The organism is Nocardia donostiensis, from assembly GCF_002081715.1.
In the GTDB taxonomy this organism is placed as follows: Bacteria; Actinomycetota; Actinomycetes; order Mycobacteriales; family Mycobacteriaceae; genus Nocardia; species Nocardia donostiensis.
This window is the reverse complement of the sequence record NZ_MUKP01000033.1, coordinates 26073-48674: the sequence shown is the minus strand read 5'-3', so window position 1 is coordinate 48674 and position 22602 is coordinate 26073. Positions and strand designations below refer to the sequence as shown.

The following is a 22602-nucleotide window of genomic DNA, read 5'->3' as shown; positions in this document are numbered from 1 at the left end:
GTCCTTCCTAACGGTTCACGACCGGCACCGGTACCGCGTCGATCAGCGACCGGGTGTACTCGTGACGAGGATCGCCGAAGATCTGCTCCGCCGGACCGTATTCGACGATCTTGCCGCGATACATGACGGCGATATCGTGGGCCAGATTGCGGACCACGGACAGATCGTGGGAGACGAACAGATACGACAGGCCACGTTCGGTTTGCAGATCGCGCAGCAGGTTCAGCACCCCCGCCTGGATGGAGACGTCCAGCGACGACACCGGCTCGTCCAATACCAGCAGTTCCGGGTCCAGCGCGAGAGCGCGGGCAATGCTGATGCGTTGTTTCTGGCCGCCGGAGAAATCGGCGGGATAGCGGTCGGCGTGCTCCGGGCGCAGACCGACCTGCGCCAGCAGCTCCGGCACCCGGCGCGAAATTTCGGCTTTCGGGCGTCCGTCGATCCGCAACGGTTCAGCAATGGCGTCGAAAACCGGCAGCCGCGGATCCAGCGAGGCGGTCGGGTCCTGGAAGACGATCTGCATCTTGCGGCGCAGTTCCCGCTTCTGCGCCTTGGTCAGCGTGCTGATCTCGCGGCCGAGGATTTCGATACTGCCCGCCTGCGGTCGCGCCAGGTCCAGGATCTGGGTGAGCGTGGTCGATTTCCCGGAACCGGATTCCCCCACCAGCGCCAGCGTGCGCCCGGCCCGGATCTGGAAACTGATGCCGTCGACGGCACGCACCTCACCCCTGCGCCGCCGGAACACCACACCCGAGGTGATCGGGAACGTCTTCACCAGATCCGATACCCGCAGCACCACCTCGGGCTCGGTGTCTGCCGTGGCCTCCGGTTCGGTGATCTCGCGGCGGTAGGCGTCGAACAGTTCCGTTGTTCCCACCTCATGGGTGCGGATACATGCGGCGCGATGACCTGGCGTGGTCTCGGCGAGCGGCGGTTCGGCATCGCGGCACTGCTGCACCGCGACCGGGCAGCGCGGCGCGAACGAGCAGCCAGGCGGTATGGCGTGCATGGCGGGTGGGGCGCCGACGATCGGGATCAGCGGGGTGCGGGCCGGGCTGTCCATCCGCGGAATGGAACCCAGCAGACCCACCGTGTACGGCATTCGTGGCTCGGAGAAAAGCGCGGTGGTCGTCGCGGTTTCCACGATCCGGCCCGCGTACATAACCGCGACCCGATCGGCGAGGGTGGCGGCGATCCCCATGTCGTGGGTGATCATGATGACGCCCGCGCCCGTGATATCGCGCGCCTTGCGCAACAGGTTCAGGATCTGCTTCTGCACCGTCACATCGAGTGCGGTGGTCGGCTCGTCGCAGATGATCAACGCCGGGTCGTTGGCGATCGCCATCGCGATCACCACCCGCTGGCGCATACCGCCGGAGAACTCGTGCGGGAACGCCTTCGCGCGCAGTTCTGGATCGGGAATACCGACCAGGTCGAGTAGTTCCACTGCGCGTGTCGCGGCGTCGGCTTTGCTCATATCGCCGTGCGCCAGCAGTGCTTCGGCGACCTGATCGCCCACCCGGTACACCGGGGTCAGCGCCGACAGCGGGTCCTGGAACACCATGCTGACCGAGCTGCCGCGCAATGCGGACAGCTGCCGGTCGTCGAGCCCGAGCAGTTCCCGCCCGCGTAACCGGATCGATCCGGCGACCCGCGCCTGATCCGGCAGCAACCCCATCACCGCCAGCGACGACACCGACTTACCCGAACCGGATTCGCCGACGATCGCCAGCACCTCACCGTCGGACACGGTGTAATCGACTCCGCGGACCGCCTCGACCCGGCCCTCCTCGCTGGGGAAGGTCACCCGCAGATCGGAAACCTCGAGCAGCGGGGCGCCGCCGGGCTCGCCGAGCCCTTTTTTCTTGTCACTCGAGCTGCGCTTTCCTGGCATGTGCGGGCGGCCTCCGTGGTTATGCTCCGCTGTCTCCTCCGGCCGCTGACCGCTCATGCTGTGTTCTTGGGGCATGTGCGGGCGGCCTCCGTGGTTATGCTCCGCTGTCTCCTCCGGCCGCTGACCGCTCATGCCCGGGCCTTCCGTGACCGTGCCCGTTTCGCGCCCGGGTCGAAGGCGTCACGCAGCCCGTCGCCGACCAGGTTCGCCGACAGCACCGTGACGATCAGCAGCCCACCGGAGAACAAGAACAGCCACGGATAGGTGAGCGCGGTATCGGTGCCTGCGGCGATCAGCGAACCGAGCGAGACGTCCGGCGGCTGCACACCGAACCCGAGGAAGCTCAGGCCTGTCTCGGCCATGATCGACGCGCCGACGGTGAGCGTGGTGTCGATGATCAGGATCGAGGCGATATTCGGCACGATATGGCTGATGATCACCGTCCGAGTGGGTGCGCCCATGTAGCGCGCCGCTCGCACGAATTCGCGGTCCCGCAGGCTCAACGTCAACCCGCGCACGATGCGCGCGCTGATCATCCACCCGAACGCCGCCAGCAGGATGATCAGCAGCACGATCGAGCTGCTGCCCTTGGTACGTGGCGCGAACAACGCGATGATGATGAAGCTCGGCACCACCAGCAGCAGGTCGACAACCCACATGATGACGCGGTCGGTCCAGCCACCGAGCAGACCGGCGATCGCGCCGCTCAGCGCCGCGATGGTGGTGGAGATGACGGCGACACAGAAACCGATGATCAGCGATTTCTGCAGGCCGCGCAGGGTTTGCGCGAGCACGTCCTGGCCGATCTGAGTGGTGCCGAACGGATGTTCGGGGCTCGGCGGCTGCAGTAGTGCCGTGTAGTCGAGGTCCTGATAGTCGTAGGGCAGGAACGGCGGTAAGGCGAAGCTGGCGAGGAACAACAGGATCAGCACAGCCGCACCGGCCACGGCCGGTTTGTTGCGCAGGAACCGCTTCCAGACGAGTTTGCGCCGTCCCGATGCGGCGACCTCCGGCGCGCCCTGGACGATGATCTCGGCTTCGGTCATGCTCACCCCACACGCACTCGCGGATCGAGAATCGCGTACACGATGTCGGAGAGCAGCCCCGACACCAGCACCACCAGACCGGCGAAGGCGGTCACGGTGACCACCACGTACACGTCCTGCGCGTTGATCGAGTCGACCAGCCATTCGCCGACGCCATGCCAGCCGAAGATCTTCTCGGTGAATGTCGCGCCGGTGATCAGGCCGCCGAGGCTGTAGGCGAACAGTGTTGCCATCGGGATCAGCGCGGTGCGCAAACCGTGCTTGTACAGCGCTTTGGTGCGGGTCAGGCCTTTGGCGCGGGCGGTGCGGATGAAATCGCTCTGCAATACGTCGAGCATGGCATTGCGCTGATAGCGGCTGTAGCCGGCCATACCGCCGAGCGCCAACGTCAAGGAGGGCAGCACCAGATGTTGCAGCCGGTCGACGAACTGCGCGCCGAAACCTTCGATATGGCCTGCCGAGGTCTCCCCGGTGTAGAGGAAGATCTGCTGCCCGGTCATCGAGTTGACCTCCAGCGCCCCGTATTTCAGCAGCGTCGCGAGCAGGAACACCGGAGTGGACAAGACCAGCAGCGAGACCACGGTCGTGAAATAGTCGCTGAACCGGTATTGCCGGATCGCTCCCGCCGCGCCGATCAGCACCCCGAGCACCGTGCCGACGATCGACCCGATGATCAGCAGCCGCAGACTCACCGCGACCCGCCGCGGCAGCTCCTCACTCACCGGCTGACCCGCCAGGGTGGTGCCGAAATCCCCGCGCACCGCCCCGGAAATCCAGATCAGGTAGCGCTGCGGAATCGGTTCGTTCAGATGCAGCTGCTCGGCCTTCGCGTCGATCACCGCCTGCGGTGGCCGCGGATTACGCTGCTCCAGGCTGTCCAGCGGACGAAATGTCAGTGACGCGACGCTGAACGTGAGGAACGATGCCAGCAACAACAACACGACGTAGTTGAGCGCGCGTCGTAGCAGAAAGCCGGTCATCGGTCCCCTCGAGTCCAGTGTCGGCCCCGATCATAGGGAGCACCGGCCAGCCGCGCGCGCCCGGAGGCCACGCAACGCGTGTCAACCATTCACCGGCCCGCGCCCACCCGCCCCAGCAACCGGAACCCGTTCCGGCAGCCAGAACCGTTTCTGCGTCCAGAACCGAACAGGCCAGGGGGCCGTAAACCCCGCCGTGCCGGAGGCGCGGCCATTGAACACAGGCCGCAAACCCACGCGCGCCAGCGCGCCATCACAATTGCATGGGTGACGCGCCTTCATCTGCCCAAGCCGAGTCTGGTCGCCTCCGATGTGGATGGCACTTTGATCGATCCGTCTGAGCGGGTCTCCGCGCGGACCAAGGCCGCGGTTGCCGCGGTTGTCGACGACGGGGTGCCGTTTGTGTTGGCTACTGGTCGTCCGCCGCGCTGGGTAGCGCCGGTGGTCGATGGTCTCGGGTATGCGCCGTTGTGTGTGTGCGGTAACGGTGCGGTTGTTTACGACAGTGCCACCGATCGGGTGCTTGCCAGCAGCACCTTGGATGTCGACACTCTCGCCTGGCTTGCCGATATCGCTGAGAGAACGTTGCCTGGCTGCGGGTTGGCTGCCGAACGTATCGGTGCCAGCGCACATGATGCTGCCACTCCGCAGTTCGTGAGCTCCCCCGAGTACGAGCATGCTTGGCTCAACCCGGACGACACTGCCGTCGCCCGGCATGAGGTGATCGATGCTCCTGCCATCAAGATGCTCATCCGGTTGCCCGGTGCGCTCAGTGGGGAAATGCGCGATGCCCTCGCCCCACTTGTCGGCGACCGGGCCGATATCACCTATTCCACCGACCATGGCTTGATCGAATTGTCCGCTCCCGGCATCACCAAGGCTTCGGGGCTTGCTGTGGTCGCTGAACGTCTCCGCGTGGACCCCAGCACCATGGTCGCCTTCGGTGATATGCCCAATGACGTGCCCATGCTCACCATGGCGGGTAATGGTGTCGCGATGGCCAATGCCCATCAGGAAGCTTTGGCCGTCGCCGATGAGGTCACCACGACCAACGCGGACAACGGTGTGGCGCGGGTGCTCGAACGCTGGTGGGGTTAGCGTCCGCGGCGAGCATGCCGTCATGGATCGCGTGCCGCCTCAGCGGGGGCAGCGGCAACGACCCGGGACGATGGCTCCCTGCCGTCTACTCGGCCGGGACGGGCTGCATGGGCGGCACGGGCTCGGTGGTCGGGGTCGGCGGTTCTGCTGGTTCCGAGGCTGTGCCGGGCTCGCCGTTCGGTGCCTGGTTCCGGCTGGGCTCATCGGCCGGCTCGGAGGCAGGTGAACCGGTTTCCTCGGATTGCGTGGGTTGTGTGGTGGTGCTGGGTGCCTCGGGGGCGGGTTGTGTCCCAGGTGAGGTATCGGTGGGAGCGGGCGGCGCGGGTTGGGCCTGCGGGTGCGGGGCGGGCGCGGCGACCGGTTTTCCGGCCATTTCCTGCTGGTAGGTGTCGTTGTAGGTCTTCCAGATCGTGGTGACGATGCCGGTGAGTTCGTTGAGGATCAGCGAACCGTTCTGAAAGTCGGTGCGCAGGCCGTCTGGGACGGGGTAGGGGTTGCTGGAGGGCAGGCCAAGCACACCGGAGTCGCCGCCGAGTTCCAGGAAGCGGTCGAGGATCTTGCCGACCACCTCGTAGGTATGGCCCTCGGGGGTGGTGTAGACGTGGCCGTTGACGAACTTGGCGTACTGCTGGCCCTGCGCGGCGGGCAGCGGTTCGGAGACGGCGTCGCCGAGCGGTCCCTGCGGACCGCCGGTCGACACCCAGTATTTGGCGATGATGTTGTCGTTCACCATGGTCAGCAGCTTTTCGGTGAGCGAGACGAGCGCCGCCAGATCGGATCGGTCCACCTCGCGTCGCGGTTGCGGACCGGAACCCGTTGCCCCGGCCGCGATATCGCGAATGCGGTCCATCTGAGCGTAGGCCGCGTCGCCGGGGCAGCTGGTGTTGCCGACATCGCGGTGCGCGAACACGATCGGCAGCCGCACCGCCTCACCTTGCGCGTACGGGGTGAACTCGGTGCCCTCGGAGTACATGGTCGTATAGCCTTTGGGGTCGAGCCCGGCGATCTTGGTCCGCCAGCCGACGAACCGCCCGGTGGCCTCGATGGCCCGGTCCGAGGGGGTTTCGGTCTCGTAGGTGCCCATGATGGCGACGCCGGAGGTGTTTTCGTTGAACCCGCCTGCGTGCGCGCCCTGTACCGGTTTGTCGAGACCGCCGTAACGTCCTTCGAAGATCTGCCCGTACTTGTCGACCAGTGCGTTGTATCCGATATCGCACCAGCCGAGCGTTTTCGCGTGATAGGTGTAGATCGCCCGGACGATGCCCGCCGATTCGGCCTTGCTGTAGTCGTTGCGGCCCGCGGTGTGGTGCACGGTGACGCCGCCGAGCGCGTCGTCGTAGGTGGGCTCCTGGCAGCGCAAAGATTCGTCCGCGCCCCACTGGCTCCGGGTGATCACATGTGGTCCGCCGCCTGGCAGTGCGGCGGCGACGTCTTCCAGTGAGCTATCGATGGCGCCTCGGCCCGGATCGATGAGCACGGCGGTGATATCGGCTGGTGGCTGGTCGGCGGGAGCGGCGGCCGGGGTGCGCAGTACCGGTTGCTCGGATGGCCCGGAAGGCTGGGACGCGGGTTCGGCGGGTCTGCGGGTGACCAGGATCTGCACGGCGTTGGTGGTGCCCACGTACACGGGTTCGGTGCCCTCGGTGCCGCTCGCGGGCGCTGCGCTGTGGCCGTCGATCGGCTCGGCCTGGAACCAGGGACCCCAGCTGCCGTCGGGTTGGCGGGCGCGAACCATGGTGGTGGTGCCTGCCAGGTTGTCGGCGGTGACTGCGACAACGCTGAACGGAGTTTCGCGAGTAAGTTCTTTGACCTGCGCGCCGACCTCGGTCATGAGCTCTGCGGGGACGACACCGGGCTGGAGCGCGGGTGGGTCCGTTTCGCTGCCCGCGGAGCTCGGGTCGGCGATGAGCTGAGTGGCCGGTGTCCGGCCCGGTGCGGTCTCGGTCGGCGGCGCTGAATTCTGGGACTGCCCGGAATTCAGCTGGGGTAACGGAATTTCGTCCGGTAACCGCACACCTGGCGGGACGGGCAGACCTTCCGGGACCGGAACAGACGCCGGTAGCGGAAGTTTACGAAGATCGGATAGCCGCAGGTCGGGAAGTGGTAGACCGGTGAGTTCCGCCAGCGGCAACACGATATCGGGCGCGTTGGCGAGTACGACTTCGGCGAGTTCTGCCGGGACGGCTGCCAGTTCGGTGTCGGTGGCCGTTCGGTAGTCGGGTGAATCGCCGGGTATCAGGGTCGCGAGCGGGGCCGCTACCGCAAGCGTTGTGACAACCGGGAGCATGTAGGAGCGTTTCGGCTTGCGGTAGGGCACGAGCATCTCCAATCGGGTCGAACCGGTGATCGCGAGTCATGCCTGCTTGCTTCTTGTTGTCTCACGCATCACACTAGTCACAAATGCCACATAGCTAAACCTCAGGTTGAGGATTAAGTGGTTGCTCGAATGTAGCTCGCTGATCGGATTCGGTCGAAACGACATGCCGGTCCGGACTGGGACCCGTCCAAGCGACGTAAAGTCATGGGAGCTCACGAATGTCGAAACCGCTCGGAACAGCTCGCGCGAAGCAGGCACACCGTCTCCGAAACTTGCTGGCAAGAACCCATAGGCCGCGTACAGTGCGGCGCCGTCGTTGCCTGGCGGATTCGGTGCTGACCATCGGTATCACCGTCGCCCTGACCGGAGGAACGCTGCTGTTCTTCGACGTGCCTGCGGTGTACCGGACGGTTGCCGGAGACGGACACGGACGTGGGATGAGCCAGCACGGCGCGCTGCGGAATGCGCAGAACGGCTGGACGGCCGAGCGCATCCTCGAGTACTACTATCCGGGCGCGACCATGGGGACCATCGGACCCACCACGGTTTCGGTGCGACTGATGGGCCGGGACGGCTCGAGCCTGGACGTCTCTGCCGCAGCGGGCGCACGGGTTGCGGGCCGGGTGCTCGAACCCGGGCAGGTCGCGCACCTGACGCCGCTGCCCGGCGGCGGAGCGAATGTCGTTGTCACCGCTGGCTGCTCGGGCGAAACGCTCTGGCAAACTTCCGTTGCCGACCCGTGGGTCTATCCGCTCGACCCCCGGCCGAACCGGCCCGCTGCCGAGCACCTGACGCTGTGCGGCGGCGGAAGCTACCGCGGCTCGCTCGGCGTCGCCGGCGAGAACGGCGAAGCGCGCACAGTCAACCGTGTCGGCATCCAGGACTATCTACTTGGCGTCCTCCCCGCGGAAGTGCAGCCGAACTGGGCAAACAAAGGCGCAGCCGCGGCGTTGCGCGCCCAAGCTATCGCCGCCCGCTCTTACGCTCTGGCCGAGCAGCGCTACCCCTACGCCCAGACCTGCGACACCACCGACTGCCAGGTCTACCCCGGTACCGCGCTCGAAGACCCACGCACCGCGGCTGCCGTCGCCGCCACCGACGGAACCGTTCTCCTGCGTGACGGCCGGATCCTGCGCGCCGAATACTCCACCGCCCCCGACGGCGGCACCCCGGCCGATATCCGCACCTTCGAAGTCGGCCCCACACCAGCCGAGCTGACTACCGCCACACCCGGCCTCGCCGCACTCCGCCCCCGTGCCGCCGACCCTGAGCCGAGCGCTCAGCCCGACACCACGCAGAACACAGCACCTGGCACCCCCACAGAAACAGCGCTAGACGACCTGCAACGCACTGCTCCTGGCTACCCACCTGCCGCCGTACCAGGGCCTGCGCGCGATACCGCACCAGTCACAACGCCCGGTGCTCAACCGGAAACGGTCCCGGGTGCGCCCCCGGAATATGCGCTGGGCGCCCCACCCGAGCCCGCCCCGGAAGCTCCCTCCGTCGCTATACCGAACAGTCCGCCGAGTACCGGGCCCGGCGAGCAGCCCGGCCCCACACCGGCAGGGCCGTACAGCAACATGCCGGGAGCACCTTCGAGCACTGTGCCGGAAGCCCCCTCGAGCACCATGCCGGGTGAGCCATCGGGCGAGGCACCGAACGCAGCGTCGTCCACTGTGCCGGGCCCATCGACGGGCATCAGGCCGGGCCCCTCGTCGGTTGAACGGTCGAGCAGCACGCCGGGCGCTCCAGCTGGACTTGCACCAAGCGATCCATCCGGTGCCGATCCGAACACTCCGGTTATTACTGCGCCGCCTGCCCGGGCAGGGCATCAATCTCCGATCGATGCCGAGTATGCGCGGATCGGTGGAGCTGACAGCGAGGTCGGCGAACCGATCAGCCCGCAGATGTCGCTGCCGGAGAACGCGGGCATCTATCGTATGTACACCAACGGCGTCATCATTTACACGCCGACGCTGGGGGCGCAGGTTGTCGATTTCACGACCCTGCTGCAGCTCGTTCCCGACATCGAGCAGGCGCCGGGCAGTGCGGACTCGCCCGAGGCGCAACCATCGAAGCCGGTCCCGGGCGCCCCTGCGATCCCGTCGGAAGCGGACGTCACCGGTAGGCCCGGCAGAAACCCGGCTTAGCACCGCTCGATCGCCTCGCCGGGGCACGCAGCCTGCCTTCTGGTCGCGATCTGTCCCGGGGCGGAGTGACGGGTTTCTGCCTGTCTGGGCCGTGCTGGCCGATCAGCGGAAACGCGCCGGTCTCGGTGCGGAGAAACCAACGGTTATCACCCTTGACCTTGACGTAGCGTCAACTTGCATGCTGGTTGCACCGACACGAAACAGGAGGAGGTCCGAGTCGTGGGTAGAGGTACCCGCGAGGGCGAGTGGTCCATCCAGGATCTGGCGAAGGCGGCCGGTACCACCAGTCGCACGCTGCGCCATTACGGCGAGCTGGGGCTGTTGCCGCCGAGCCGGATCGGGGCCAATGGTTACCGCTATTACGACCAGGACGGCCTCGTGCGGTTGCAACGCATCCTGTTGCTGCGGGATCTCGGCCTCGGCCTGCCGGTCATCGCCGAAGTCCTCGCCGGGGAACAGGAACCGGCGGCCGCGCTGCGTACACACCTGGAACTGCTGAGACAGGAACAGGATCGGATCCGGCGCCGGATCGAGTCGGTACACACCACGCTGCACAAGATGGAAAGAGGTGAACGACTCGTGGCAGCAGAAGCTTTCGACGGGTTCGACCACACCCAGTACAAGGACGAGGTCATCGAGCGCTGGGGCGAACAGGCCTACGAGAACAGCGACCGCTGGTGGCGTTCGCTGAGCGACGCCGACAAGAAAGCCTTCCAGCAGACGCAGTTGGCGATCGCCGCCGACTACGGCAAGGCGCATCAGGCCGGGCTGGCCCCCGGCAGCGACGAGGTGCAGGCGATCACCCAGCGGCACTACGACTGGTTATCGACAGGCTCCCAGCAGCAGCCAGGCGCCGGTTACTTCTCGGGCCTCGGCGAAATGTATGTCTCCGACGACCGTTTCCGGGCCAACTACGACGTGCACGGTGCGGGCACCAGTGAATTCATTCGCGACGCGATGAAGGTGTACGCCGAGCGGAACCTGGAGTGACACCCGGGAACCGGTGAACCGCAACGGAATGCCGTCAGCGCCCGCCTATGCCCAGTGTAGGCGGGCGCTGCTGGTTCTCATGGTCTGCGGCGCGATAGAGTTCGCGCCACGAAAACGAGAGGGGGGAATTCCCTTGAGCTATCCGTACGGCACCCCGGGGCAACCACAGAACTATGGCGCGCCCGGCTATCCGCCGCATCAGGGTCCGGCGCCCGGCTACCCGCCGCACCCCGCTCCGCCGGGCTATCCGCAGCAACCTGGTTACCCCGCTTACGGCGGTTACCCGGGCCCCGGCTACCCCCCGCCACAGCAGGGTGCCGGTGGTGGCACCGGTATCACCGCGGGCATATTCGCCCTACTGGGTGGCGGACTCAACGCGCTGGCCGCGGCCGTAGCGTTCGGCACATCCAATTCGTTGGCGCAGGTTCCGGTCAGCGGCGCCCGCGGCCGCGGTAGCCGCAGTTCCCGCGGTTCCGATGTCGATATCGACGTCGATCTGCCCAGCCCGGAGCTCATCGACATCCTGAGTATCGGGCTCGCCATCATCGCCTTCCTGCTGCTGGTCGGCGGCGTTCTGCTGCTGTGCCGGACCGCCATCGGGCGGGTCATGGTGATCCTCGGCAGCGCACTTTCCCTGGCCAACGTGGTGTGGGGAATGATCATCGGCGGCACGGGTACGGGTGTTCTCGGCGTCATCCTGATGCTGGCGACCCTGATCCTGGCCAGCGTGAGCAGCACCGGACGCTGGATCAGAGCCCGGCGCACCCACGCCTGATCAGCGCGTCCGGGCCCCCGAGCCGGGACGGGTGCAAGCGCTACCCAGGCGTGGCGATAACGAACGCCAGGCAGGACGCATCCTCGATCGACTGAACGCCGACCGACTCCAACCCGACCACGGCCGGACCGGCCCTCGTGCCCGCGATGCTTCCGGCCTGCCGCACCCGAGACGGCCGCGCGCGGCAGACCCCCATCCGAAGACGTGCGGCCGCACGAAACGTGGAGGTACGCGGTCCGCACGTTCGGCGCGAAGGCGGTGGATAGGCAGACCGCGCTCAGCCGTGCGTATGCGTGGGTAGGCATAAATGCGCATGCCCGGAGCGAAGGCGGAGGTACGCGGGCTGCGCGTTCGGCGCGAAGGCGGTAGCTAGGCAGACCGCGCTCAGCAGTGCGTATATGGGAGGTACACAGAAATGCGCATGGCCGGAGCGAAGGCGGAGGTACGCCTATATGTATCGGCTCGGACGGGCGATTGCGGTGGCTTCCGTTACGCTGGGCAGCCGTGACCGCCGCATCGTCTCCGGGTAACTCAGAAAAGACCAATACACAGTTCGATCTGATCGTCGTCGGCTCGGGTTTTTTCGGGCTGACCATTGCTGAACGCACCGCGAACCTACTGGGTAAGCGTGTGCTGGTGCTCGATCGCCGCCCGCATATCGGTGGTAACGCCTATTCGGAGCCGGAACCGGAAACCGGGATCGAAGTGCACAAATACGGTGCGCATCTGTTCCACACCTCGAACAAGAGGGTGTGGGACTACGTAACCCAGTTCACCGAGTTCACCGGCTACCAGCATCGGGTGTTCGCGATGCACAAGGGGCAGGCCTACCAGTTCCCGATGGGGCTCGGCCTGGTTTCCCAGTTCTTCGGCCGCTACTTCACACCCGATGAGGCGCGTGCCCTGATCGCCGAGCAGGCTTCGGAGATCGAGACCAAGGACGCGCAGAACCTCGAGGAGAAGGCCATCTCGCTGATCGGCCGCCCGCTCTACGAGGCGTTCGTCCGCGACTACACCGCCAAACAGTGGCAGACCGACCCGAAGGAACTGCCCGCGGGCAATATCACCCGCCTGCCGGTCCGCTACACCTTCGACAACCGCTACTTCAACGACACCTATGAGGGCCTGCCGGTCCACGGCTACACCAAGTGGCTGGAGAATATGGCGGCGAGCGAGCTGATCGAGGTGCGGCTCGACACCGACTGGTTCGAGGTGCGCGACGAACTGCGCGCGCAGAACCCTGATGTGCCCGTGGTCTACACCGGCCCGCTGGACCGCTACTTCGATTACCGCGAGGGCGAACTGGGCTGGCGCACCATCGATTTCGAAACCGAAGTGCTGCCGACCGGTGACTACCAGGGCACTTCGGTGATGAACTACAACGACGCGGACGTGCCTTACACCCGCATCATCGAGCCGCGTCACTTCCATCCCGAGCGCGAATACCCGACCGATAAAACGGTCATCATGCGCGAATACTCTCGTTTCGCCAAGACCGGGGACGAGCCGTACTACCCGATCAACACTCCCGAGGACCGGGCCAAACTGGCCGCCTACCGCGGTTTGGCCAAAAAGGAGACGGCGACAGCGAAGGTGCTGTTCGGCGGACGCCTCGGCACCTACCAGTACCTGGACATGCATATGGCCATCGCGAGCGCGCTGAACATGTTCGACAATGTGCTGCGCCCGCACCTGGAAACCGGTGCGCCGCTGGCCGAGGAGAACGGGGACGAATGACCTCCGCATCGTTGGAAGAGATGAGCACCGAAACCCGCGCGACATCACTGCTACAACGCATTATCCTGCCCAGGCCGGGCGAACCCCTGGACGTGCGCACCCTCTATCTGGAGGAGTCGGCGACCAACGCCCGCCGGGCGCATGCCACCACCCGCACCTCGCTGTCGATCGGCGCGGAGTCGGAGGTGTCGTTCTGCACCTACTTCAACGCGCTGCCCGCCAGCTACTGGCGGCGCTGGAGCGTTCTCGATTCGGTGGTGCTGCGGTTGGAGCTGGCCGGGCACGGCCGGGTTGATCTCTACCGTTCCAAGGCCGACGGCTCCCGGATCCATGTGCAGGGACGCGAGTTCGCGGTGGCGCCGGGCACCGACTCGGTGTTCGTGGAGTTCGAAACCGATCTGGGCCCGTTCGAGGACGGCGGCTGGCTCTGGTTCGATATCACCACCGACACCGCGGTGACCTTGGTGGCAGCAGGCTGGTATGCACCGGTCGAGGCGCCGGGTGAGGGCACCATCGCGGTCGGTATGCCGACGTTCAACCGGCCGGCCGATGCGGTGAAAACGCTGGGTGCGCTCGGCTCGGATCCGCTGGTGTTGCAGCAGATCAAGGCCGTGATCATTCCCGACCAGGGCACCCGCAAGGTGGTCGACGAGCCGGGTTTCGCGGGTGCGGCCGCAGTGCTCGGGGATCGGTTGTCCATTCACGATCAGCCGAATCTCGGTGGTTCCGGCGGTTACAGCCGGGTGATGTACGAGGCGCTGAAAACCACCGACGCCCAATACATCGTCTACATGGACGACGATATCGAGGTCGAACCCGATTCGATCCTGCGCGCGCTCGCCTTCTCCCGGTTCGCGAAATCGCCGGTGCTGGTCGGCGGTCAGATGCTCAACCTGCAGGAACGCTCGCATCTACATGTGATGGGCGAGGTGGTGGACCGCAATATCTTCATGTGGACCGCCGCGCCGAATGTCGAATACGACCACGATTTCGCCAAGAACCCGCTGCGCGACCGGGACAATTCCAAGCTGCTGCACCGGCGTATCGACGTCGATTTCAACGGTTGGTGGACGTGTGTGATCCCGCGGCAGATCGCCGAGGAACTCGGTCAGCCGCTGCCGCTGTTCCTCAAATGGGACGACGCCGAATACGGCCTGCGTGCCCGCGCAGCCGGTTATCCGACCGTCACGCTGCCCGGTGCGGCCGTCTGGCATATGGCCTGGAGCGATAAAGACGACGCCATCGATTGGCAGGCCTACTTTCATCTGCGCAACCGGCTGGTCGTCGCCTCACTGCACCTGCCGGGCAACGGCCGAGCGATGATCGCCAATACGGTCAAGGCGACGCTCAAGCATTTGCTGTGCCTGGAGTATTCGACGGTCGCCATCCAGAACCTGGCCATCCGCGATTTCCTCGCCGGACCGGAACGGCTGTTCGAACTGCTTCCCAGCGCGCTGGGCGCCGTACACGAACTGCGCAAACAGTACCCAGACGCGGTGATTCTGCCCTCGTCCACCACCCTGCCGCTGGCCAGTCACGCCGAGGTCGGTGCGGTGGGTGAACCGGCCAACCCGATCGCCAAGATCGTGCGGCTCGGCAAGGGGGTGCTGCACAATCTGCGGCCGGCCCGTGCCGAGCATCATGAGCGTCCGCAGTTGAATGTGCCCACGCTGGACGCGCGCTGGTTCCTGCTGTCGCAGGTCGACGGGGTCACCGTCACCACCGCCGACGGGCGCGGCGTGGTCTACCGCAAACGCGATCCGCGCCAGGCCTACGGGCTGTTCAAGGAGGCGATGCGGTTGCGTAAGGAGCTCGCCGCCCGTTTCCCGGAGATGCAGCAGCGCTACCGGGCCGCGCATCCGCAGCTGACCAGCACCGCCGCCTGGGAAAAGGTGTTCGGTATCACTGACCTCGAGGAGTCCGACCGGTGAACGCGGTGAATCCGAGCCTGCGCGGGCCAGGTAGTAACCGGCCGCCGGAAGTCGCGGCCATCACCAAGGTGCAAGAGGCGATCGCCACGCCCGCCGTTGTGTCCGCTGCGCGCGGCATGTCGCATTTCGGCGAGCACGCGCTCGGCTGGGTCGGGATCGCCGCTGTCGGCGCGCTGGCCGACAAACCGCGGCGCAGGCAGTGGGCCGGTGTCGCGGTCGGTGCCCTCGGGGCACACGCGGCCTCGATCGTGATCAAGCGGATCGTCCGGCGTCCCCGCCCACACGATCCATCGGTCCAGGTCAACGTATCGACACCGAGCAAACTCAGCTTCCCGTCGTCGCATGCGACGTCCACGACGGCGGCGGCCGTGTTGCTCGGCAGATTGACCGGGCTACCCTTGCCTGCGGTGCTCGTACCACCGATGTTGCTCTCCAGAGTCGTGCTCGGGGTGCACTATCCATCCGATGTGCTCGCCGGTTCCGCGCTCGGTGCCGCATCTGCCGCTGCCCTGCTCGCCGCCGAAAAGAGACTCGACAGTGACCGCACAAGAAGAAAAGGCGCTGCCCGTTATGAGTGAAGAGCCGACCGGCGCTGATCTGGCCGACGCCGTCGTCAAGGGTCCGCCCAAGACGCTGGCCGGTGGTCTGGTCAAGGCCGTCCGGCCGCGCCAATGGGTGAAGAACGTCCTGGTGCTGGCCGCACCGCTGGCCGCGGGCACGGTCACCGACCTCGACGTACTTGCCCATGTCGGTATCGCCTTCGTCGTCTTCTGTATGGCCGCGTCCGGCATCTACCTGGTCAACGACGCGATGGACGTCGAGGCCGACCGGGCGCACCCGACCAAACGGCACCGCCCGATCGCGGCGGGTGTCGTGCCGGTCAACCTGGCCTATGTGCTGGCCGTGCTACTGCTGGTCGGGTCGCTGCTGGCGTCGCTGCTGGCCGCATGGCAGCTGGCGGTGGTGATGGCGGTGTACATCGGTATCCAGCTGGCCTACTGCTTCGGCCTCAAACACCAGGCTGTACTGGATATCTGTATTGTGTCGTCGGGCTTCCTGCTGCGCGCGGTGGCGGGCGGCGCGGCCGCGGATATCCCGCTGTCGCAGTGGTTCCTGCTGATCATGGCGTTCGGTTCGCTGTTCATGGCGGCGGGGAAGCGGTACGCGGAACTGCAGATCGCGCTGGGTACCGGCGCCAAGATCCGCAAATCGCTCGAGTACTACACCCCGACCTATCTGCGTTTCATCTGGACGTTGGCGGCGACCGCGGTGGTGGTGTTCTACGGCCTGTGGGCTTTCGAACAGGGTCGGGCGACCGACACCGAGTGGTTCGCGATCTCGATGATTCCGTTTACTATCGCAATCCTGCGCTACGCGGTCGACGTCGATGGAGGCGAGGCCGGTGAGCCGGAAGAGATCGCGTTGGGGGACCGTGTCCTGCAGTTCCTCGCCATAGCCTGGATCGGAGCGGTAGGTGTCGCTGTCTATCTCACCTGACGAGACGCTGGTAGCGGGAGCGGAGCGAACCGAATACGCGGACGGGCGCCGTGGCGACGAGCAAGCGCGCCCGCTCACGCGTTTCGCGCGACTATCCCGCACCGCATTCGTCGGTGGGATCGTGCTCGCGGTCGGCCTGTTCGCCTGGGGCGGCTGGCAACGCCGCTGGATCGCCGACGACGGCCTGATCGTATTGCGCACCGTCCGCAATCTGCTGGCGGGCAACGGTCCGGTGTTCAATGCGGGCGAGCGCGTGGAGACCAACACCAGCACGGCCTGGACCTATACCGTCTGGTTTTTCAGCTGGGTTTCCCAGGCCCGGCTCGAATACGTGGTGCTCACCGTCGCGCTGTCCCTGTCGGTGGCGGCGGTGATGTTCGCCATGCTCGGCACGGGCAAACTGTGGGGCGGCACCTCGTCGGCGTTGCTGCTGCCCGCGGGGGTGATCGCCTATATTGCGGTGCCTCCCGCTCGTGACTACGTCACTTCCGGTTTGGAGAACTGCCTGGTCATCTGCTGGATCGGGCTGCTGTGGTGGCTGCTGATCCGCTGGAGTCGGGCCGAGCGAGTGCGTCTCGGTGCGCTGTTCGGGCTGGTTTTCCTCGCCGGGCTTGCGCCGCTGATCCGGCCGGAGATGACGGTGGTCGGCGGGCTGGCGCTGCTGCTGATCTTCTGCTCGCCGATGCCTGCGTTCCGGTTCGGTCCGGTGGCGCTGCGCGTGCTGATCGTGGCCGTCGCCGGCCTGGTTCCGTTGATGTACCAGGTGTGGCGGATGGGTTACTACGGGCTGCCCTACCCGAATACCGCTGTCGCCAAGGATGCGGGCGGTGCGAAGTGGGGGCAGGGCTTCATCTACCTGTGGGATCTGGTCGGTCCCTACTTCCTGTGGGTTCCGCTGCTGGTGCTGCTGGTCGCCGGAATCGCCGCGGCACGGGTAGGCAGGCAGGCCCCTACTGCGACCGAGCCGAAGCAGGGCTGGTCGGTGCACCGTGTGCGCGACCGGCTGCGCACGCCGGGTGCGGTGGTCGCGCTCATGCTCGGTTCCGGTCTGCTGCTCACCGTGTACGCGCTGCGTGTCGGCGGCGACTTCATGCATGGACGCATGCTGCTGCCGCAGTTGTTCCTGCTGCTGCTACCGGTCGCGGTTGTGCCGATCCGGTTGCCGCAGCTGCGGAAGCTGCGTGAGGGCGGGTGGAGTTTCGCCGCGGTACGCCGTGCGGGGCTGTCGTTCGTGGTGCTGGTGCTGGCGTTGGGCGGCACGGCGGTGTGGGCGCTGTGCGCCGCGGGCACCACCGCGATCAAAACCGGCACCAAGATCAACGCGTCCGGCATTGTCGACGAACGCATCTACTATGTGCTCAATACCGGTCACGATCACCCCATTCTGGCCGAGCACTACCTGGACTACGCGCGGATACGCCCCATGGTCGAGGCCATCCGGGACAACCCGAACGGCGGTTTGCTGCTGAACTCGCCCTCGTTCATGTTCTGGTATGTGGCTCCGCCGCCGCTTCCGATTCCCGAAGGCGGTGTGGGACATACCGTCTACTTCCTGAACCTTGGCATGACCAGCATGAATGTTCCGCTGGATGTGCGCGTCCTCGATCCGATGGGCCTGGCGTATCCGCTTGCCGCCCACACCGATCGGCTCACCGACGGCCGGATCGGCCATGACAAGAGTCTGTACCCGGACTGGGTGATCGTGGATACCGGCATGGTGGACCGCAAACCGTGGATGCCCTGGTATATGGACGAGAAGTGGGTCACCCAGGCCCGTACCGCCATGTCCTGCCCGGACACTCAGGCCCTGCTGCTGTCCTACCGTGACCCACTGGACTGGGATCGGTTCAAGCACAACCTGCGCAATGCGCTGCGGTTCGCTTCCTACCGCATCGATCGGGTTCCCAAATACGAAATCCAGCGTTGTGGTTTGGTCGATCCGTTCCCGGAGCCGCCGCGCTGATCAGGCGGTACCGATCCCGGCGTATGCGTCCCGGGAAATTGTGTGCGACTTCGTCTCGATGAGATAACGCAGCCTCTCGTTCGCGGGTTAGGCTGCGGTGGTATCCCATCCAGCCCGGCTGACCGGTCAGTGCGCACCCGGGCGGGTCGACGCAGTGCGGCCAGGGGCCGCTGGACGAAAGGCCGAAAACATATGCGAGGCGTAATCGGGCGGGGGCGCCCGGGACGGCGCGGAATCGGGACCTGGATACGACGTTGTGCACTGCTATCGCTGGCCGTTGCGTTGCCGCTCGCGGCATCGGTGGCGGGACCGGCTGCGCCGGCATCAGCAGCCTTCGACCCCAGCGGTTTCGACTTCTGGGTCGATTCGGAGATGGGGCCGATCAAATCCCGGATCTTCCGTGCCGCCGACGGCAACACCCGCCGGGTGGTCTACGCCCTGGACGGAATGCGGGCGCGAAACGACCTGAACGGCTGGGAAATCGAAACCGATGTCGCGCGTGAGCTGACCAAATGGAATATCAATGTCGTCATGCCGGTCGGTGGCGCATCCAGCTTCTATGCCGACTGGAACGGGCCGAGCAACTTCTTCGGCCTTGGCAGCTCCGGCAGTGCGAGCGGCGCATCAGGTTCCGCATCTTCGGGTTCAGCGTCCGGGTCCGGGCTCGCTTCCGGCTCGGCGGCCGGGCTCGGCAAGTCGAACACCTACAAGTGGGAGACGTTCCTGACCCAGAATCTGCGCTGGGCGCTGCGTGATCGGCTCGGCTTCAACCCGAACGGCAACGGTGTGTTCGGCCTGTCCATGGGTGGCAGTGCCGCGCTGACCCTGGCCGCCTACCATCCCGATCAGTTCCGGTATGCGGCTTCGTATTCGGGTTATCTGAACGTCTCCGCACCGGGTATGCGGGAAGCTTTGCGCTTGGCGATGCTGGACGCCGGTGGCTACAACATCGACGCCATGGCGCCGCCGTGGGGCCCGCAGTGGCTGCGGATGGACCCGTTCGTCTTCGCACCCCAGTTGCGCGACAACGGCACCCGGCTGTGGATCGCTGCGGGCAGCGGCTTGCCGGGTAACGGCGACGGTCTGAACATGCACACCGTCAACGCGATGGGACTGGAAGCGCTGGCGCTGGCCAACTCGCGAGCTTTCCAGGTGCGGATGATGACGCTCGGGGCGCACAACGCTACATATTCCTTCCCCGCGGTCGGCGTGCACAACTGGCGGTACTGGACCGAAGAGGTCTACCGGATGATCCCGGACCTGTCGGCCCATATCGGCTGAAACCCGCCTTGCCCGGTTCGGGCACTCCCGGGTGGCTCCGGCAACGAATGCGCATACCGATCGGCCTCGGTAGTTGTGGGTTGGGTCACTTTCCCGCAACATAGAGGTGCTCGTAGTTGATCGATACACCAAGCATCTGCGCCAGGTAACGGCGATCTCGACACGTGATCCGCGCCGCTTCCCGAGAGTCCCATGCGGGGGACGGTAGCGTTGCTGTTGGTTTGCTGACCTGCTGTCCAGGCGAAAGGTCTAGTCGAATGCTAAGTGCGTGGAGACCGTTCAGGCACGGCACAACGAGGCGATCAGGTAACTGGGCGAAGCGGTGGGTGCTGGGGATCGCCGTAGCCATGCTCATCCCGCTCGGGGTATCGATCTCGGGCGCCGGGTTCGACTTCTGGGTCGACTCCGATATGGGGCCGATCAGATCGCGTATCTTCCGCGCCAGGGACGGCAACACCAACCGCGTCGTCTACGCCCTCGACGGGATGCGCGCCCCTGAGACGCATAACGGCTGGGAGATGGAAACCAATATCGCCCAGGTGTTGACCGACTGGAACATCAACGTCGTCATGCCGGTCGGCGGTATGTCCAGCTTCTATGTGGACTGGGCTGCGCCGAGTTCGTTCTTCGGCATCCCGCCGACCGGCTCCACCTCGAACTCGGGCGCGCTGAACGTGTTCTCCGGCGGACCGGGTAAGAGCTACCGCTACACGTGGGAAACGTTCCTCACCCAGAATCTGCGCTGGGCGCTGCGTGATCGGCTCGGTTTCAGTCCGTATCGCAACGGCGCGTTCGGATTGTCGATGGGCGGCAGCGCGGCACTGATGTTGGCTGCCTATCACCCGGACCAGTTCAGCTTCGCCGGCTCCTATTCTGGCTACCTGAACATCTCCGCGCCCGGTATGCGCGAAGCGATCCGCCTCGGCATGATCGAAGCCGGCGGTTACAACGTGGACTCCATGGCGCCGCCGTGGAGCCCGCAATGGCTGCGGATGGACCCGTTCGTATTCGCACCCCGGTTGCGTGACAACAACACCCGCCTGTGGATTTCCGCGGGCAGTGGACTGCCCGGCCCGGCCGACGGTTTCAGCGGCAATACCGTCAACGGTATGGCTTTGGAAACGCTCGCCCTGGCGAATACCAGAGCCTTCCAGGTGCGCATGATGACGCTTGGCGCGCAGAACGTCGTGTACTCGTTCCCGGCCGTCGGCATCCATGCCTGGACCTACTGGCAGGAAGAGGCGTATCGGATGGTTCCTGATTTGTCCGCCCATATCGGTTAGCTGTCCCGCTCACCGGAATTCGGCTCCGCTGGATGCGCCGGGCCGCGTCCGGTGGGCCGTTGTGTCCGCATGGCATGAGCGGTGGTGAGTGCTACCGATCGGTACTTTCCGCATTTCCGGCAAAAGAAGATCTTGAAAACGTGCGATGCCGGGTCATCGAGGGAACCGGAGACGATCCGCCGCCGTCATGCGGGTGCCGATCTCTGCCCGAGCGGCGCCGAACTGGCGAAATTAGGATAACGAACAAATAATGCGAACCCAGCGCGACATCAACGAGCGGACGCGGTAGGGTCACCGCACGATCACAGTTGGTGTTCGAGCGGATTTCGGTTACCGAAAGAACCTCGGCCGCACTTAGGCTTGCTAAGCCTCGGGGCGGTCGAATATCGTCCAGCGAAGCACATCTGTGACCAGATCGTTGTAGAGCTGTCGGTCGTGCCCGGAGGTCGGGTATCGGGTATCGACCGTGGGCATCTCGTTGACAGGAACGGGTGTCACCGCACCTCGGGTGGCGGAGGCACCACAACAGCAGAAAGAGAGCAGGATTCATGCGTTTCGGCAGGGCGGCCGCCCCGAAAAGAAGTACGGGACGGCGAGGCGCGCCTCGCGGTTGGCGTAACAGGATTCTGGCTGTCGGTGCCGCAGCGCTAGCGCTGCCGGTCGCCGCTGGTATTGCGGCCCCGACCGCCGCGGTGGCGGCGCCCGCGCACGGTCCGGTGCTGCGCGCGCCCGCGGGCGGCTACGAGGAACTGATGGTTCCCTCCAGCATGGGCCCGATCAAGGTCCAGGTGCAGTGGGCGGCGCGCGGCGGCGATGCGGCGCTGTACCTGCTCGACGGTCTGCGCGCCCGCGAGGACCGCAACGCATGGTCGTTCGAGACCAACGCGATGGAGCAGTTCCGCAACGACAACATCACGCTGGTCATGCCGGTCGGCGGTCAGTCGAGCTTCTATGCCGACTGGTACGCGCCCAGCAACCTGAACGGCCAGAAGACCACCTACAAGTGGGAGACCTTCCTCACCAAGGAACTGCCCGCGTTCCTCGCGAACTACGGCGTCTCGCCCACCAACAACGCGATCGCCGGTCTGTCCATGGGTGGTAGCGCCGCGCTGACCCTGGCCGCCTACCACCGCGACCAGTTCAAGTCGGCCGCCTCCTACTCCGGCTACCTGAACATCTCCGCACCCGGTATGCGTGAGGCCATCCGCATCGCCATGCTGGACGCGGGCCGCTACAACGTCGACGCGATGGCCGCCCCGTGGAGCCCGCAGTGGCTGCGCATGGATCCGTTCGTGTTCGCACCGCAGCTGCGCGGCCTGCCGATGTACATTTCGGCGGCCAGCGGCCTGCCCGGCCCGTACGACTCGCCGAATTCCGCGGTCGGCCTGTACAACACCGGTAACGCGATGGCGCTGGAAGCCCTGTCGCTGGTGAACACCCGCGCCTTCCAGGTCCGGCTGAATTCGCTGGGTATCAACGCTCACTTCGACTTCCCGGCCGTGGGCACCCACAGCTGGAAGTACTGGGAAGGCCAGCTCTTCGCCTCCCGCAAGATGTTCCTCGACTCCACCAACGGCTGGTGACCTAACCCCCTTGCCCGTCGGTTGCTGAGTCAGCAGTAATACCCGCAAACGGCGCCACTCGCTTCCTCGTCGAAGCTGGT

General features: G+C 65.8%; 17 protein-coding genes. 12 read left to right on the top strand and 5 right to left on the bottom strand.

From position 1 onward, the window contains the following. Nucleotides 1–7 precede the first annotated feature (7 nt). The 3 genes from B0T44_RS19465 to B0T44_RS19455 all read right to left on the bottom strand — a co-directional run bounded on the left by B0T44_RS19465 (nt 8) and on the right by B0T44_RS19455 (nt 3920). Nucleotides 8–1894 carry an ABC transporter ATP-binding protein gene (locus tag B0T44_RS19465; protein ID WP_077116171.1) on the bottom strand — a complete coding sequence of 629 codons (1887 nt, stop codon included), beginning with the start codon at nt 1892–1894 and terminating at the stop codon, nt 8–10. 128 nt (nt 1895–2022) lie between these two features. After that, a complete protein-coding gene (locus tag B0T44_RS19460) occupies nt 2023–2940 on the bottom strand; it encodes an ABC transporter permease (RefSeq protein WP_077116172.1) in 918 nt (305 codons plus the stop codon). A gap of 2 nt (nt 2941–2942) precedes the next feature. Continuing rightward, a complete protein-coding gene (locus B0T44_RS19455; protein WP_077116173.1) occupies nt 2943–3920 on the bottom strand; it encodes an ABC transporter permease in 978 nt (325 codons plus the stop codon). Between the two features lie 264 nt (nt 3921–4184). Here B0T44_RS19455 and B0T44_RS19450 point away from each other — a divergent pair, with 264 nt between their 5' ends. After that, nucleotides 4185–5015 carry a Cof-type HAD-IIB family hydrolase gene (locus tag B0T44_RS19450; protein WP_077116174.1) on the top strand — a complete coding sequence of 277 codons (831 nt, stop codon included), beginning with the start codon at nt 4185–4187 and terminating at the stop codon, nt 5013–5015. Nucleotides 5016–5100: 85 nt separating this feature from the next. Here the strand turns inward: B0T44_RS19450 and B0T44_RS19445 are convergent, their stop codons facing one another. Further along, a complete protein-coding gene (locus B0T44_RS19445) occupies nt 5101–7338 on the bottom strand; it encodes an N-acetylmuramoyl-L-alanine amidase (RefSeq protein ID WP_081512352.1) in 2238 nt (745 codons plus the stop codon). Nucleotides 7339–7634: 296 nt separating this feature from the next. Between B0T44_RS19445 and B0T44_RS19440 the strand changes: the two genes are divergently transcribed. From B0T44_RS19440 to B0T44_RS19395, 10 genes are all read left to right on the top strand, one after another. Further along, on the top strand, nt 7635–9482 hold the full coding sequence (locus B0T44_RS19440; RefSeq protein WP_245839423.1) for a SpoIID/LytB domain-containing protein: 1848 nt from the start codon (nt 7635–7637) through the stop codon (nt 9480–9482). Between the two features lie 219 nt (nt 9483–9701). Beyond that, nucleotides 9702–10472: a MerR family transcriptional regulator gene (locus B0T44_RS19435; RefSeq protein ID WP_077116175.1), complete on the top strand. Its 771-nt coding sequence runs from the start codon at nt 9702–9704 to the stop codon at nt 10470–10472. 133 nt (nt 10473–10605) lie between these two features. Further along, nucleotides 10606–11247, top strand: a complete 642-nt coding sequence (locus tag B0T44_RS19430; protein WP_077116177.1) for a hypothetical protein — start codon at nt 10606–10608, stop codon at nt 11245–11247. Nucleotides 11248–11751: 504 nt separating this feature from the next. Further along, entirely contained in the window at nt 11752–12984 is a 1233-nt protein-coding gene (glf, locus tag B0T44_RS19425) for a UDP-galactopyranose mutase (protein WP_077116178.1), read from the top strand. Further along, the gene (locus B0T44_RS19420; protein ID WP_077116180.1) at nt 12981–14915 is read left to right on the top strand and encodes a glycosyltransferase; all 1935 of its coding nucleotides are present in this window, start codon (nt 12981–12983) and stop codon (nt 14913–14915) included. Before glf ends, B0T44_RS19420 begins: the two co-directional genes overlap by 4 nt. Nucleotides 14916–14974: 59 nt before the next feature. Continuing rightward, a complete protein-coding gene (locus B0T44_RS19415) occupies nt 14975–15493 on the top strand; it encodes a phosphatase PAP2 family protein (protein WP_139347762.1) in 519 nt (172 codons plus the stop codon). Next, complete coding sequence (locus B0T44_RS19410; RefSeq protein WP_077116182.1) at nt 15486–16412, top strand: decaprenyl-phosphate phosphoribosyltransferase; 927 nt, start codon at nt 15486–15488, stop codon at nt 16410–16412. Before B0T44_RS19415 ends, B0T44_RS19410 begins: the two co-directional genes overlap by 8 nt. 7 nt (nt 16413–16419) lie before the next feature. Continuing rightward, nucleotides 16420–18375, top strand: a complete 1956-nt coding sequence (locus tag B0T44_RS19405) for an arabinofuranosyltransferase AftB family protein (protein WP_077116237.1) — start codon at nt 16420–16422, stop codon at nt 18373–18375. A 192-nt stretch (nt 18376–18567) separates the two neighbouring features. Next, the gene (locus tag B0T44_RS19400; RefSeq protein ID WP_077116183.1) at nt 18568–19656 is read left to right on the top strand and encodes an alpha/beta hydrolase; all 1089 of its coding nucleotides are present in this window, start codon (nt 18568–18570) and stop codon (nt 19654–19656) included. A gap of 257 nt (nt 19657–19913) precedes the next feature. Next, nucleotides 19914–20939: an alpha/beta hydrolase gene (locus B0T44_RS19395; RefSeq protein ID WP_081512348.1), complete on the top strand. Its 1026-nt coding sequence runs from the start codon at nt 19914–19916 to the stop codon at nt 20937–20939. A gap of 363 nt (nt 20940–21302) precedes the next feature. Here the strand turns inward: B0T44_RS19395 and B0T44_RS28165 are convergent, their stop codons facing one another. Then, entirely contained in the window at nt 21303–21437 is a 135-nt protein-coding gene (locus B0T44_RS28165; protein ID WP_254893698.1) for a hypothetical protein, read from the bottom strand. Between the two features lie 50 nt (nt 21438–21487). Here B0T44_RS28165 and B0T44_RS19390 point away from each other — a divergent pair, with 50 nt between their 5' ends. Continuing rightward, complete coding sequence (locus B0T44_RS19390; protein WP_139348035.1) at nt 21488–22522, top strand: alpha/beta hydrolase; 1035 nt, start codon at nt 21488–21490, stop codon at nt 22520–22522. Nucleotides 22523–22602 lie beyond the last annotated feature (80 nt).

Coding starts and splice junctions, on each gene's coding strand:
- B0T44_RS19465 (WP_077116171.1), bottom strand. CDS start 1,894: ATGCCAGGAAAGCGCAGCTCGAGTGACAAGAAAAAAGGGCTCGGCGAG.
- B0T44_RS19460 (WP_077116172.1), bottom strand. CDS start 2,940: ATGACCGAAGCCGAGATCATCGTCCAGGGCGCGCCGGAGGTCGCCGCA.
- B0T44_RS19455 (WP_077116173.1), bottom strand. CDS start 3,920: ATGACCGGCTTTCTGCTACGACGCGCGCTCAACTACGTCGTGTTGTTG.
- B0T44_RS19445 (WP_081512352.1), bottom strand. CDS start 7,338: ATGCTCGTGCCCTACCGCAAGCCGAAACGCTCCTACATGCTCCCGGTT.
- B0T44_RS19420 (WP_077116180.1), top strand. CDS start 12,981: ATGACCTCCGCATCGTTGGAAGAGATGAGCACCGAAACCCGCGCGACA.
- B0T44_RS19410 (WP_077116182.1), top strand. CDS start 15,486: ATGAGTGAAGAGCCGACCGGCGCTGATCTGGCCGACGCCGTCGTCAAG.
- B0T44_RS19400 (WP_077116183.1), top strand. CDS start 18,568: ATGCGAGGCGTAATCGGGCGGGGGCGCCCGGGACGGCGCGGAATCGGG.
- B0T44_RS19395 (WP_081512348.1), top strand. CDS start 19,914: ATGCTAAGTGCGTGGAGACCGTTCAGGCACGGCACAACGAGGCGATCA.
- B0T44_RS19390 (WP_139348035.1), top strand. CDS start 21,488: ATGCGTTTCGGCAGGGCGGCCGCCCCGAAAAGAAGTACGGGACGGCGA.